This is a genomic window from Kitasatospora sp. NPDC088861 (assembly GCF_044750105.1).
In the GTDB taxonomy this organism is placed as follows: Bacteria; Actinomycetota; Actinomycetes; order Streptomycetales; family Streptomycetaceae; genus Kitasatospora.
Genome location: NZ_JBIVJF010000013.1, coordinates 180,467 through 193,901 on the forward strand (window position 1 = coordinate 180,467; position 13,435 = coordinate 193,901).

At 72.2% G+C, this 13,435-nt stretch carries 11 protein-coding genes; 7 read left to right on the plus strand and 4 right to left on the minus strand.

Annotated elements, in window-relative coordinates; genetic code table 11:
* Positions 1 to 63: 63 nt before the first annotated feature.
* From ACIP37_RS22645 to ACIP37_RS22655, 3 genes are all read left to right on the plus strand, one after another.
* Entirely contained in the window at positions 64 to 1,125 is a 1,062-nt protein-coding gene (locus ACIP37_RS22645; protein WP_400809392.1) for an Lrp/AsnC family transcriptional regulator, read from the plus strand.
* Positions 1,126 to 1,357: 232 nt separating this feature from the next.
* On the plus strand, positions 1,358 to 2,200 hold the full coding sequence (locus tag ACIP37_RS22650) for a hypothetical protein (protein WP_400844371.1): 843 nt from the start codon (positions 1,358 to 1,360) through the stop codon (positions 2,198 to 2,200).
* A gap of 177 nt (positions 2,201 to 2,377) precedes the next feature.
* Positions 2,378 to 3,232: a PIG-L family deacetylase gene (locus tag ACIP37_RS22655; RefSeq protein ID WP_363581047.1), complete on the plus strand. Its 855-nt coding sequence runs from the start codon at positions 2,378 to 2,380 to the stop codon at positions 3,230 to 3,232.
* A 177-nt stretch (positions 3,233 to 3,409) separates the two neighbouring features.
* Here the strand turns inward: ACIP37_RS22655 and ACIP37_RS22660 are convergent, their stop codons facing one another.
* On the minus strand, positions 3,410 to 4,165 hold the full coding sequence (locus ACIP37_RS22660; RefSeq protein WP_363581045.1) for an SDR family oxidoreductase: 756 nt from the start codon (positions 4,163 to 4,165) through the stop codon (positions 3,410 to 3,412).
* Between the two features lie 376 nt (positions 4,166 to 4,541).
* On the opposite strand from ACIP37_RS22660, the gene ACIP37_RS22665 reads away from it, so the two are divergent.
* Positions 4,542 to 5,420: an oxidoreductase gene (locus ACIP37_RS22665; protein ID WP_363630850.1), complete on the plus strand. Its 879-nt coding sequence runs from the start codon at positions 4,542 to 4,544 to the stop codon at positions 5,418 to 5,420.
* 195 nt (positions 5,421 to 5,615) lie between these two features.
* The gene (locus ACIP37_RS22670) at positions 5,616 to 6,443 is read left to right on the plus strand and encodes a lipase family protein (protein ID WP_363622179.1); all 828 of its coding nucleotides are present in this window, start codon (positions 5,616 to 5,618) and stop codon (positions 6,441 to 6,443) included.
* A 331-nt stretch (positions 6,444 to 6,774) separates the two neighbouring features.
* Here the strand turns inward: ACIP37_RS22670 and ACIP37_RS22675 are convergent, their stop codons facing one another.
* On the minus strand, positions 6,775 to 7,752 hold the full coding sequence (locus ACIP37_RS22675; protein ID WP_363581039.1) for an alpha/beta hydrolase: 978 nt from the start codon (positions 7,750 to 7,752) through the stop codon (positions 6,775 to 6,777).
* Between the two features lie 110 nt (positions 7,753 to 7,862).
* On the opposite strand from ACIP37_RS22675, the gene ACIP37_RS22680 reads away from it, so the two are divergent.
* Together ACIP37_RS22680 and ACIP37_RS22685 are read left to right on the plus strand one after the other, a co-directional pair.
* On the plus strand, positions 7,863 to 8,921 hold the full coding sequence (locus ACIP37_RS22680) for a helix-turn-helix domain-containing protein (protein WP_400844374.1): 1,059 nt from the start codon (positions 7,863 to 7,865) through the stop codon (positions 8,919 to 8,921).
* A 259-nt stretch (positions 8,922 to 9,180) separates the two neighbouring features.
* A complete protein-coding gene (locus ACIP37_RS22685) occupies positions 9,181 to 10,416 on the plus strand; it encodes an epoxide hydrolase family protein (protein ID WP_400809399.1) in 1,236 nt (411 codons plus the stop codon).
* Positions 10,417 to 10,558: 142 nt separating this feature from the next.
* On the opposite strand, the gene ACIP37_RS22690 is transcribed toward ACIP37_RS22685, so the two are convergent.
* The gene (locus ACIP37_RS22690) at positions 10,559 to 11,749 is read right to left on the minus strand and encodes an alpha/beta hydrolase family protein (protein WP_400809401.1); all 1,191 of its coding nucleotides are present in this window, start codon (positions 11,747 to 11,749) and stop codon (positions 10,559 to 10,561) included.
* A gap of 191 nt (positions 11,750 to 11,940) precedes the next feature.
* Entirely contained in the window at positions 11,941 to 13,335 is a 1,395-nt protein-coding gene (locus ACIP37_RS22695; RefSeq protein ID WP_400809403.1) for an alpha/beta hydrolase, read from the minus strand.
* Positions 13,336 to 13,435: the final 100 nt, after the last annotated feature.

Consider the following 13,435-nt stretch of genomic DNA (forward strand, 5'->3'; position numbering starts at 1 on the left):
GCGATTTCGCAGGATCACGCCACCAGGAGGCCCTTCGATGAACGAATCCACCGGCAGCCGGCCGTGACCGGCGCCGAGGTGACCGGCGCCGAGGTGACGGTGGACGAGCTGGACCTCGCCCTGGTGAACGCGCTGCAACTGCGGCCCCGCGCACCCTGGTCCCTGCTCGGCCAGACGCTCGGGATCAGCCCGGTCACCGCCGCCCGCCGCTGGCACCGGCTCTCGCAGGCCGGGATCGCCTGGGTGACCGCCTACGGCCTGCCGCACCCCGAGGACCGCGGGTGCGTCGCTTACCTCGACCTCGACTGCGCTCCCGACCGGCTCCGGCAGATCGCCGACGAACTGGCCGAGGACCCGCACGTGATGAGCATCGAGCACCTCGCCCAGGGCTGCGACCTCGTCGTCACCGTGGCCTTCACCGACCTGGCGATGGTCTCCCGGTACACCGCCGAACGGCTCGGCCCACTCCCCGGGGTCAACGCCGTCCGCGTCCACCTGGCGACCGGCTTCTACGCCGAGGGGATCCGCTGGCGACTGGACTCGCTGGACCCCGCCCAGCGCGTGGAACTGCACGACGATCACCCGGCGGGCTACGGGACGCCGTCCGGCGCACGAGCTGAAGTCCGGCAAGAAGACCGGGAGTTGCTCATCAGACTGGGCGTCGACGGCCGCCTCGGCCAAGCCGAGCTGGCCGCCGCCACCGGGCTCAGCCCGTCCACGCTGCGCCGGCGCCTCGACCGGCTGGCCGCCTCCGACGCGATCCGCTTCCGCTGCGAGATCGCCGCCCGCGACGCCGGCCGGCCGGTCCTGGCGACCTTCCGGGCCAACCTCCCCCCGGACCGGCTCGACGAGGTCGGACCCCAGCTCGCCAGACTCCCCGAGGTCCGGCTGTGCGTGTCCGTCACCGGCCCTCACAACCTCCTGCTCTCCGTCTGGCAGCGCTCCCTCGCCGACGTCCAGCGGCTGGAAACCGCTCTCGCCCGCAGGTTCCCCGACCTGCGGGTGGCCGAGCGCCGCGTGTCGCTGCGCACCGTGAAGCGGATGGGCCGGATCCTCGACGCGGACGGACGCGCGGTCCGCGCCGTTCCGCTGGACATCTGGCGGGACCCGGTCCCGGTCTCCTGACGGCCGTTCAGCCGTTCAGTCGTTCGGACCGGTCGGCGCCGCAACGCGCCGTCGCCAGGAGCCGCCAGGAGCCGCGGGCCGCCTCGCGCAGGCCCGGCGGCCCGCCCGCGTGTTCCGGCCATTTCCGGGTGTAGGCGCCCGTACCGGTCGCCCTGGTGGGCAGGATGGCCGACGGCCCGCTCCACTGCCCGGCGCCGGGCTCCGCAGACCGATCGGAAGGCAGGGACCAACCATGCCCAGGAGCGCACGGCGACGCACGGCGGCGGCGACCGTCTGCGCCGCACTCATCGGCGCAGTCGGCCTCCTCGCACCATCCGCCCAGGCCCAGGCACGGACCCAGGCACCGGCCCCGGTACAGGCACCGGCGACCGCGTCGTCGACGGCGGACCGGCCCCGGGACACCACCACGCCCCCGGGCACCGAGGGGCAGTCCACCACGGTCACCCGTCCCGACGGCACCCAGGCACGGTTCGCGGTCTTCTCGACCGACTACGCCACCGGACAGACCATCTGGTACCAGACGCAGTCCGCCCCCGGCGGCCCGTTCGACGCCTGGAGCCAGGTCAACGGCATGAACCTCAACTTCCAGAACCAGGTGCTCACCGCCGCCGCGGACGCCGACGGCGCCCTGGAGGTGTTCACCATCGGGTACCAGTCGTCGGTCCTGGTCCGGATGCACCAGGCCGGCCCAGACGGGCCGTGGTCGGCACCCGAGCCCTTCGGCCCCGCCGGGGCGGGCGTGCCGAGGTTCTTCGGGGCGCCGGTGGCCTTCCAGCGGGCGGACGGCACGCTGGCCTTCTTCGAGGTCTACCAGGGCTCAAGCAGCCCGCAGTTGTACGTCAACGAGCAGAGCGCCCCCGGTGTCTGGGGCTCCTGGACCGCCCTGGGATCCGGTCCGCTGCCGTCCGGGGTCGCCACCCCCTCCTCCATCACCGAGTCGGCCGACGGGACGTTGACGGTGGTCGCGCACATGTGGAACGCCTCCTCGTGGTTCGCCCAGATCTCCGAGCAGGCCCCGGGCGGCGCCTGGGGCCCCTGGAAGGACTGCCGACCCGGCAACTGCACCACCGGCTGACCTCGCCGGCCACACCCCGGAAGCCCCGCGAGGCGGCCGGGAGGCCGAGCGCACCGCCCGGCGGCACCGCCCCGCCGACCTGCCCGGCGGCCTCGACCACCCCCGGGCCCGAGCCGCCCGAGGCGCTGGCGCAGACTGGGAGGCGGACCACACCCGACCGACCGGAGGACGACACCCATGGCCGACCGGCCCCTGACGCTGATGGCAGTGCACGCCCACCCCGACGACGAGGCCACCTCGACCGGCGGCGTCCTCGCCCGCTACGCCGCCGAGGGCATCCGCACCGTCCTCGTCACCTGTACGGACGGCGCCTGCGGCGACGGCCCCGGCGGCGCCAAGCCGGGCGAGGAGGGCCACGACCCCGCCGCCGTCGCCGAACTGCGCCGCCAGGAACTCGAAGCCAGCTGCCGGGTCCTCGGGGTCGACCACCTCGAACTGCTCGGCTACGGCGACTCCGGGATGATGGGCTGGCCCGCCAACGACGCCCCGGGATCGTTCTGGAGCACCCCCGTCGCCGACGGCGCTGCCCGGCTCGCCGACCTGATGCTCCACTACCGGCCCGACGTCGTCGTGACCTACGACGAGAACGGCTTCTACGGCCACCCCGACCACATCCAGGCCAACCGCATCACCATGGCCGCCCTCACCCAGGCCGCCCTGACGCCCAAGGTGTACTGGACCACGGCGCCGCACTCGATGATGCAGCGCTTCGGCGAGCTCATGCGCGAGTTCGGCGCCGACGGGAACGACGGGGGCGACGGGGACAACCCGGAGCCCACCGGGGAGGCCGTGGAGCTGCCCCCGATCGGGCTGCCCGACGAGGAGATCACCACCTGGGTGGACGCCACCGCCTTCGGCGGGCAGAAGTACGACGCGCTGCTCGCGCACGCCAGCCAGGGCGAGAACATCTTCTTCCTGAAGATGGGCCGGGAGCGGTTCACCGAGCTGATGGGCGTGGAGACGTTCGTCCGGGTCCTCGACACCACCGGCGCGGCGCTGCCCGAGAAGGACCTGTTCACCGGCCTGCGCTGAGCCGCAGGCTGAGCCGCAGGGCAGGCCCGGGCCCCGGACGAAACGATGCAGGCCACGCCCGGAAGGGCGTGGCCGCTTCCACTCGGGGGCAGTCGGCAAGGGCCCAGACCTGGACCGGAGCCCTGGCTGCCGGTACCCGTGCCCGCGCCGGTGACCGAACCGGTGCGGGCCGTCGGATCAGCGGGTGGTGTAGCCGCCGTTGGCGAACACGGTCTGCCCGTTGATCCACCAGCCGTCGGTGAGCAGGAACTTCACGAGCGGGGCGATGTCCTCGATCCTGGTGAGCTCCCCGTTCATGGAGGACGACTTGTGGTAGGCGACGGAGTCGTCGGTCTCGGCCGGGTAGAAGAACGAGGTGTCCATCGGGCCGGGGGCGACGTTGTTGACGGAGATGTTGCGGCCGAACAGTTCCTTGGACAGGGCGCGGGTGAAGTGCTCGACGGGGGACTTGCTACCGGCGTAGACGGAGTACAGGCCGGTGTAGGCGGCCAGCAGCGAGGTCACGATCGTGACGATCTTCCCGCCGTCCTCCAGACGCTTGGCCGCCTCGCGCATCATGAAGTACGCCGCCTTGGTGTTGACGGCGAACATCCTGTCGAACTCTTCCTCCGTGGTCTCCGTCATGGGCTTCTTGATGACCATGCCGGCCGTGTTGACCATGCAATCGACCTTGCCGAAGGCACGCACCGCGGTGTCGAACAGCGTCTCCACCTCGGCGACCCCGCTCAGGTCGCCCTGATGGACGATGGCGTCGCCGCCGAGCTTCTTCACGTCGGCCGCCGTCTGCTCGGCTTTGTCGCGGGAGGAATCGCTGTTGTAGTGCACAACGATCCTGGCACCGTCCCGGGCGCACTCCTTGGCGATGAGGCTGCCGAGGTTCTTCGATGCGCCTGCGATGACGACGACCTTGTCCTTGAGCGTATGGCCGGGCATGGAACTCTCCTCATCGGGAGCCGGAGGAAGGGGAGGGAAGGGGGGAAGCCGGGCAGGCCCGCCGGCCCGGACGGGTGTGCCTGGCGTCTCGCCGCCACCACCACGCTCACGCTATGGCGGCGTGCCAGGGCCCGCATGTCGAGGTCCCGCGGCTTGCGCCCGTGGCGATCGGCACTCACCACCACGCACGGGGGAAAGGCCCACGGCTTGGTGCCGGCCCGCATCACGCCACGGGCGGGTGTCCCTGCCACGCCCAGGAACACCGGGGTGCCGCCCCGCCCACCCCCGCTCCCCCAGAGTTAGGAATCACGCCGGGCTGTCCACGAGCATCCGATTCGTCGCCCCCGGCCTCAGCGAAACCGGCGAAAGGCACGACATGACCAGCAGCGCTCCCGGCGGCACCCTCACCCTGGCCCCCGACCTCACCCTCAGCCGGATGGGCTACGGCGCCATGCAGTTGGCCGGCCCCGGCGTCCTCGGTCCCCCCAAGGACCGCGACCAGGCCTTGGCGGTCCTGCGCGAAGCCGTCGAGCTGGGCATCACCCACATCGACACCAGCGACTACTACGGGCCGTTCGTCGTCAACGCACTCATCAAGGAAGCCCTGCACCCCTACCCGGCCGGACTGCACATCGTCACCAAGGTCGGCGCCCGCCGCAACGAGACCGGCGACTGGATCCCCTCGCAGGAACCCGCGGACCTCAAGGCCCAGGTCCACGACAACCTCCGGCACCTCGGCCTGGAGGCCCTGGACGTCGTCAACCTGCGCCTGGACTCGGTGGAAAACATCTCCGACGCGCCCATCGCCGAGCGGTTCGGCGCCTTGGCCGACCTGCGCCGTCAGGGGCTGATCCGCCACCTGGGCATCAGCGGCGTCTCCGACGCCCAGCTCACCGAGGCGCAGGCCATCGCCCCGGTCGTCACCGTGCAGAACCTCTACAACCTGGCCAACCGGCAGGACGACACACTCGTGGACCGCTGCGCGGACCAGAACATCGCCTTCGCCTCGTTCTTCCCCTTGGGCGGCTTCAGCCCGCTCCAGTCCCAGGTGCTCAACGATGTCGCCGCCCGCCTCGACGCCTCCCCGCAACAGGTCGCACTGGCCTGGCTGTTGCAGCGCTCGGCCACCACCGTCCTGATCCCCGGCACCTCCTCCATCGCCCACCTGCGCGAGAACACCGCCGCGGCCGACCTGGTGCTGCCCGCCGACGCGGTCGCCGAACTCGACACCATCGGCTCGGCGAGAGCGCGGTAGTCCTCACCGTGGTCCTCAACCTCGACCATGGCCGGGCGCCCGTGTCCTGCGGCGGTTCCCTCACCGCCCGCCCGGATCCGGGTCCCGCCGCGGTTGCGCCCGTCCGGGTGGCCTTCCGCGCTTCCGGCTCCCCTCCGTTCGCATGCGGCGCTAGGTTGCTGGGCGACCCGCTGGCCCGCTTCCCGGAGGACACCGATGGCCATCCCCGCTCTGGACCACTCGACGACCCGCTATTCCCTCCCCCACGCCTACTGGATGGCGCAGGCCGCCGGACTGGCCGTGCTGGACCGGGCCGGCATCGAGGACAAGGCCCACGCCTGGGGCTTCGACGAGGTGCGGCACTTCGAGTCGACGCACCAGATGCCGTTCCTGATCGAGGACACCCAGGCCTACACGATGGCCAGCGACCGCATGATCGTCACCGGTTTCCGGGGCACCGAGGTCCTGAAGATCTACGACTGGCTCACCGACGTCAGCACCCCGCCCGTTCCCGGACCGGCGAACAAGGGCTTCGTCCACTACGGCTTCCACCAGGCCCTGCGGTCCGTCTACCCCGAGATCCGCGACACCATCCAGGGACTGCGCACCAACGGGCAGAGCGTCTGGTTCACCGGCCACAGCCTCGGCGGCGCCCTCGCCATGCTGGCCGGCGCCTGCTGGTACTTCGAGGAGCCTCGCCAACTCCCCGACGGCGTCTACACCTTCGGCCAGCCCCGCACCTGTGAACGCCTTCTCGCCGCCGCCCACAACACGGCTTTCCGGGACCGCTGCTACCGCTTCGTCAACAACAACGACATCGTCCCCCAGCTCCCGCCCGAGCCGGCCTTCACCCACGTCAGCGCACTTCGCTACTTCGACGCCGACGGAGGGCTCCACGAGGCCATGCCGCTCATCGCCGGGTTGAAGGACCGGGCGAAGGGCTACCGCCAGGACATGTTCGCCCCCGAGACCGACGGCATCAAGGACCACCACCTGCGCAACTACCTCGCCGCGTTCGAGAAGAACCTAGCCACAACCGCCTGATCGCAGGACACCCCGGGGCCGGCCGGGTGGCCCCGGCGCGACCAGGTGGCTCAACAGCGGTCGCGCCACTTCACCCTGCTGGGACGTCAAGGAGAAGTTCAACGGCTCCGCCGTACCGGTCGGTGCGGTGCTGACGTTGCCGGAGCTGGATTCCGTCTCCGACACTGCACACCCGGCGCACGCGGATACCGGGGTCACCGCCCGTGCTCCGTCTGGAGCAAGCGGCTGCTGACGGGATCTGCCCGACTCCCCCGCATGGCGGCGTCGATACGGCCGCCGCACCGGTGCCCCGCCACGCCTGTTGACGAGTCAGCCCGCTGTCGTTTTCGGATCAGTAGTCCAGGACGCGCTGGAGATAGGCGGTCCTGGCCGCGATGGCGAGTTGCGAGACGGCCGCCTGCGGCGCGGCGGTGGCGAAGGCGTGCCAGGCTCCCGGCCACACGTGCAATTCGACCGGAACTCCGGACCGGGACAGCCGCGCGGCGTAGTCGATGGTCTCGTCCCGGAAGGTGTCGACCTGGCCGGTGTCGATGTAGGTGGCGGGCAGCCCGCTCAGGTCTGCCGCGCGGGCCGGAGCCGCGTAGGGCGAGACCTCGGGCCCGCCCCTGGCCTGCCCGAGCAGGCAGGTCCATGCCGTCAGGTTGGCCCGGCTGTCCCAGAATCCCTCGCGGTCGAGTTCCTGGCTGGACGCTGTCTGACAGCGGTCGTCGAGCATCGGCGCCTGCAGCATCTGGTGGGCCAGGGCCGGGCCGCCGCGGTCCCGAGCCAGCAGCGCCGTCGCCGCTGCGAGCCCACCGCCCGCGCTCGTGCCCCAGATGATCAGCCGTTCGGGGTCGATGGACAACTCGTCGGCGTTGGCCGCGACCCACGCCAGCCCGGCATAGCAGTCCTCGACGGGTGCGGGATGGGGATGCTCGGGAGCCAGCCGGTACTCCACCGAGATTCCGACGATGCCGAGGACGTCCACCCACTCGGCGAGCACGTGGGAGAGCTCCCACTTGTTGCCGGAGATCATGCCGCCACCGTGGGTGTGGTAGACGCACGGGCGTGAGCCCGCGCCGCGGGTAGGACGCATGATGAGCAGCGAGATCTCCGGTGCCCCGGCGGGGCCGGGCACCGTGCGTTCCTCGATCTCGACGGCCCCGTCCCGGCGCAGCGCGGCCGCGTCGGCCCCGCCGGGCACCGTCGCGTTCATTTCCCGGTAAGCGGGGATATCGGCCGGCCCGAGCCAGCCGAGTTCCCGCACCTCTTGCGGATAGGTGGCCAGGATTGCGGCCAACTCGGGGTCGAACGGTGGTCGGGAGTACATGCTCGGGTCCTTCCTTCAGTGGTTCGCCGCCCCAGTGTCCTGGCCGGTCGCCGCCCGATCCACCGCCGGATGGCTCACGTCATCCGCCATGTGGCGGATATGGTCCAGTGGTGGAAGAACTGCTCCAACGGCTCTCGGCACTGGATCCCGCCGCCGGGGACGCGGTGCGCGCCATCGCCTACTTCGACACCCTCGTCGAGCAGCGGGCCGGCCTCGATGCCTTCGTCAGGGCCGGGGCCATCCTCTCGGGCTGCACGGCGGGGCTGGCCGATCCCGACCGTCACGTCCTGGTGCGCATCCATCCCGACGGCCACCGGCTGGAACCGGCCGCGGACGTTCCCTCCTGGCCCGGCACCGCACTACGCGGTACGACCGCAGGCCGGGTCTGGCTCGAACGCACCGGCATGTCGCTGCCCACCGACGCCATCGTTCTCGAACGCCTCGCGGCCGGGGCGGGCATCGTCCTGGACCGAACCCGCGGCCGGGCCGCCACACACGACCCGGCCAGCGTGGAAGTGCTGCTCTCACCGGAGGCCACACCCGCAGCCCGCGCGCAGGGCGTGCGCAGACTCGCCCTTCCCGCAGCGAGATTCAGGGTCGCGGCCCTGCTGGGAAACCCGGATGATCCAACGATCAACCGGTGGAGCACTCGCCTCGGACGCGTGACCGCCGCCATCGTCGTCGACACCACGACCGAGCCCACCGCGAGCCTTGGACCCGGCATCGGGACCGAGCACGGGCCAAGAGCCGGGCTGGGCCCCGCCGTGGAAGCCGGTGGGCTGCCGCGATCATGGCACGGAGCGCTGACGGCGCTGCGGCTGACAGCCGAGACCCACGGTCCGCGCCACCTCAACTACGACGCGCTGGGCGGCCTGGCCCTCGTGGCCGAGCATGTCTCCCCGCACAACGCGTTGATCGAGGATGTGCGCGCGCTGCGTGCGGCGGAAAGAGCCGGCACCGGCGCGCTGGAAACCCTGGCCGCCCTCGAAGCCCACGACAGCCTGCGCCAGGCAGCCGCCGCGTTGCATCTGCACCACTCCACATTCCAGGCGCGCCTGCCCAAGCTGACCGCCGCCCTCGGCTTCGCCCCCGACACCCCGCAAGGACGCACACGCCTCCACCTCGCCCTGGCCCTCCACCGACTCAACCTCAACGGTCCCCTTCCCTAGCCCCCTTCCCTAGCCACCGAGCAGCAGTCGCAGTCCTCGGGGGGGCGGTCACGTCGAAGACCATGAGGGCGCTCTCCGCTAGATCTAGATAAGGAGTACATCGGCCATCTGGCCGACCTGGCCGGCCGGTTCGACCCGCACACCAGCGGCAGGCACTCGCCGCGTCGCTGCCCGCACTCCTCAGGACGGCCCGGCCCGCCACCCGACCGACCGACACGCCGACGGCACCATTTCCTCCTCCCCGGAAAGGAACCACGCCATGACCGCCCCGCACGCCTTCCCCCTGGAACCCGCCCCGATCCACGTGCCCGACGAGGTCCTCGACGACCTGCGCACCCGTCTCACACTGACCCGTGCCCCGCTGGACGAGGGGAACGAGGACTGGTCCTACGGCGTCCCGGACAGCTACCTCCGTGAGCTGGTCGCCTACTGGCGGGACGGCTACGACTGGCGCAAGGCCGAGGCCGCCGTCAACGCCCACGAGCACTACCGGGTGAGCGTCGGCGGTGTCCCGGTGCACTTCATGCGCAAGCCCGGCCGCGGCCCCCGCCCGATCCCGTTGATCCTCACCCACGGCTGGCCGTGGACGTTCTGGCACTGGTCGAAGGTGATCGGCCCGCTCGCCGACCCGGCCGCGTACGGCGGCGACCCCGCCGACGCGTTCGACGTCATCGTGCCGTCCCTGCCCGGCTTCGGCTTCCCCGGCCCGCTCACCGGCTTTCCCGACGTCAACTTCTGGAAGGTCTCCGACCTCTGGCACACCCTGATGACCGAGACCCTGGGATACGAGAAGTACGCCGCCGGGGGCTGCGACATCGGCGGGATCGTCTCCAGCCAGCTCGGCCACAAGTACGCCGACGAGCTGTACGGCATCCACATCGGCTCCGGGCTGCCACTCGACTTCTTCACCGGCCCCCGCGCCTGGGACTTCGCCCGGAACCGGCCCCTCACCGACGACCAGCCCGCCGACGTCCGCGCCCGCACCATCGAGCTGGACCACCGCTCGGCGTCCCACCTCGCCGTGCACACGCTCGACGGCGCCACCCTGGCCCACGGGCTGAGCGACTCCCCCGCCGGGCTGCTCGCCTGGCTGCTGGAGCGCTGGAACGCCTGGAGCGACAACGGCGGAGACGTCGAATCCGTCTTCACCAAGGACGACCTGCTCACCCACGCCACGATCTACTGGGTGAACAACTCCATCGCCACGTCGATGCGTTACTACGCCAATGCCAACCGCTACCCCTGGACCCCCGCCCACGACCGCACCCCGGTCGTCCAGGCCCCGGTCGGCCTCACTCTCGTCACGTACGAGAACCCACCCGGTATCCACACCGCCGACGAACGCGTCCGGGCGTTCAAGACCGGCCCGCAGGCCGGCTGGTTCAACCACGTCAACGTCAACGCCCACGACCGCGGCGGCCACTTCATCCCCTGGGAGAACCCCGACGCCTGGGTGGGCGACCTGCGCCGCACCTTCCACGACCGCAGGCCCTGAACAGCCCTGCCGGCTGGCCCGGCGACAGGCCGGACGAACGCTGCCCGGCGGGGGTGGTGCGGGCCGGTCGGCCCGCACCACCCACCGCACCGTCCGCCTGAGCCGCCCCCTACCGGGACCCCGCGCGGGGTCGACGGCGGGATCAGGGGTGCTGGAAGGCGACCTCCGGGTCGGCCGGTGACGGGCCGTCGAGCAGCGGCTGCGGGATGCCGCGCAGGTGCAGGTCGAAGAAGGCCCCGACGTAGGCGCGGGTGATCTCCTCCGCGCGCTGTGCCGGGATCGGCACGGCGGGGTCGGTCACGCCCAGCTGTGCGGCGAGGACGGGCAGGTCGGTGAAGCTGGAGTGGTCGGAGCCGGCGATGGTCAGCCACCGCTTCCAGCCGTCCAGGCGCGCCCAGTCGCGGTCCCAGCTGGTGTCCGCGCCGCCCGGGCTGTGGTTGGCCAGGGTGCCGAACATGAGGAAGGGGCGGCCCTGGAGGCCGGTGGCGGGAACCGGCGCGAAGAAGGTGCCGTCCATGTTCACCCCGGCTCGTACCCGGTCGTCACCGGCCATGGTCGCGGCGGCGGCGTCACCGCCGATGGAGTGCCCGGCCATGCCGATCCGTTGCGGGTCGATCATGCCGGCGTACCGCCACGGCGAATGACGGTCGGTCAACTGATCGACGACGAAGGAGAGATCCTCGGCCCGGCTCCGGGCTATCGCCTCCAGGCCGTCGAGGGTGGGCGTCTGGTCGCAGACGACGCAGGTGCGGGTCCGTCCGTCGGGGAAGGTCACACCGGTGGACTCGTAGGTGTGGTCGACCAGCGCGACGACGTACCCGCGACTGGCCAGGTCCTCGGCGAGGCCGGTGAGGGTGGCGCGCGGCAGCGTGAGGCCGGGCGAGAGCACCAGCAGGGGGAACCTGCCGCGCTCCGGCCGGGCGTCGGCGTGCGCGTAGGTGCGGGTGCCGCCGAGTGTCTCGGCCGGGACGGCGCCGCCCGGAGCCGTCTGCTGCAGCAGCAGACGGGCCTCCTCGGTGGTCATGTAGGGGGCCGGTCCGCCGGTCCCGGGCCGGGCCGGGTAGTACGTCGACACCATCAGTTCCCGGGCACCTGCGGCCGGCACCCAGGGATCCCGGCGGTGCTGGTCGACGAGGCGCAGGGTGCTGCGTCCGATCGCGTGCGGGCCCGTCGGGCGGGGCAGCTCCAGGTGGACGCCGTACCTGTCCGAGGCCGCGGAGGGGGCTGCGACGGAGGGCCCGGCTGCGGCGAACGCCGTACCCGCCCCGATGATCGGCAGCGGCAGGACGAGCGTGAGCACGGCGGCCAGGGCAGCACGACGGATTCTGGTCATGCCGGCAACGCTAGTTCGCGGGCGCAGTAGTTGACATCCCCTCAGAGGAGGACGGGGAAGGGGATGAGGCATCCCAGCGGAGGAGGGCCGGGCATCCCAGCGGAGGAGGCGGACGGGCCGGCGCAGCAGGCCGGACGGGCCGAGGCGGCGGGCCGTTCCGTCCCCCGCGCGGAACGGCCCGCCGACGGCCGCTACTTCAGCAGGAAGTCGTACACCGCCTGCCGTCCGGCCGGGTTCGCCGCCCGGTTCTGCACCGAGTGCGCCGCCCCGGGCACGATCACGATCTGCGGGTCGTGCGCCAACTTCGCCTGCTGGTACAGCACTTCGTACGGCGTGGCCAGGTCCCGGTCGCCGCCGAGCAGCAGCACCGGCACGTCCGGCAGCCTGCGGTGCTCCGACGGCGCCGGCGGCACCCGCTCGCGCGGCCAGTCGAGGCAGACCAGGAGGCTGCCGAGCCCGGTCGCGGTCGTCGGGTCGTACGGCCAGGTCTGCTCGGCCGTCAACCGCTGCCGGGTGCGCTCCAGCGCCGCCGCGCGGCCCGCGACGGGTGTGTCGGTGGTGCCCCACGGGAAGCGCGAGTCGGCGCACAGGGCGGCGGAGTGCAGCCCCTGGCTGAGCTCCTCGGCCGGGGCGGCATCGACCTGCTGGTGGACCAAGTCGAAGAAGTCCTGGAGCTTCGCGGGCTGCCCTGCGGCGGCCTCGTGCAGGATCTCCGGGACACCGCCGTAGTCCGGGTCGATGAACTCGTAGCCGGTGAGCGCACTCAGGACCTGCGCCCCGTTGCCGTACCGCCGAACCGTGGCCGCGAGGTCGGCGGCCGGGTCGGTGGTGCAGCCGGTGGACCGGCAGGCGGCCCGCAGGACCCGGGCACTCGCGGGCAGCGCGGCCAGGTCGAGGGGGTCGAAACCCTGTTGCGGCGCCACCGAGTCGAGCACCAGCCGGGCCACGCGCGCCGGGTGGGCGAGCGCGTACCGCTCGGCGACGATGGTGCCGTACGAGACGCCGTCCAGGGTGAGGCGCCGGTCGCCGAGCGCGCGGCGCAGCAGGTCGATGTCGGCGACGGTGTCCGCGGTGCTGTAGTGGCGGGCGTCGGGGCCGAGGGCGGCGGCGCAGTCGGTGATCGACTGCTTGCGCGGCGCGGCGAGGTCGGAGGAGCCCATGTCCTCCTGGAGGCCCGGGCACTGGAGCGCGCCCCGGCCGGTGCCGCGCTGGTCGTACATCACCAGGCGGTAGTCCTTGAGGACGGGTTCCAGCTTGCCCGCGATCCGCTTGATCGCCGGGACGCCGGGCTGGCCGGGGCCGCCGGTGAGGAAGAGCAGGTCGCCCTTGGGGGCCTTGGTGTTGCCGGTGATAGCCACCTGGAGGTCGAGGGTGCCGGGGGTGGCGCCGCTGTGGTCGAACGGGACGGTGAGGGTCCCGCAGGTGAACTCCGGTGCGTCCGGGCAGGGCGCCTGGCCGGTGATCCCGCCGGCGCGGGCCGGTCCGGCCGTGGCGGCGAAGCCGACTGCGGGGGTGGCCAGGGTGGTCCCGGCGGCCACCGCGGCGGCACCCAGCAGAGCGGCGATACGGCCGCGCTTGCTCGTCATGTTCGTCCTTCCGCTCGCGCCGCGCCCGGGCCGACGCGGTCACGGAAGCAGCCTGCGCCCCGCGGCACTTCGATGGCGAGCGTTCGGGCCGGATTCGACC

Coding starts and splice junctions, on each gene's coding strand:
- ACIP37_RS22650 (WP_400844371.1), top strand. CDS start 1,358: ATGCCCAGGAGCGCACGGCGACGCACGGCGGCGGCGACCGTCTGCGCC.
- ACIP37_RS22655 (WP_363581047.1), top strand. CDS start 2,378: ATGGCCGACCGGCCCCTGACGCTGATGGCAGTGCACGCCCACCCCGAC.
- ACIP37_RS22660 (WP_363581045.1), bottom strand. CDS start 4,165: ATGCCCGGCCATACGCTCAAGGACAAGGTCGTCGTCATCGCAGGCGCA.
- ACIP37_RS22665 (WP_363630850.1), top strand. CDS start 4,542: ATGACCAGCAGCGCTCCCGGCGGCACCCTCACCCTGGCCCCCGACCTC.
- ACIP37_RS22670 (WP_363622179.1), top strand. CDS start 5,616: ATGGCCATCCCCGCTCTGGACCACTCGACGACCCGCTATTCCCTCCCC.
- ACIP37_RS22675 (WP_363581039.1), bottom strand. CDS start 7,752: ATGTACTCCCGACCACCGTTCGACCCCGAGTTGGCCGCAATCCTGGCC.
- ACIP37_RS22685 (WP_400809399.1), top strand. CDS start 9,181: ATGACCGCCCCGCACGCCTTCCCCCTGGAACCCGCCCCGATCCACGTG.
- ACIP37_RS22690 (WP_400809401.1), bottom strand. CDS start 11,749: ATGACCAGAATCCGTCGTGCTGCCCTGGCCGCCGTGCTCACGCTCGTC.
- ACIP37_RS22695 (WP_400809403.1), bottom strand. CDS start 13,335: ATGACGAGCAAGCGCGGCCGTATCGCCGCTCTGCTGGGTGCCGCCGCG.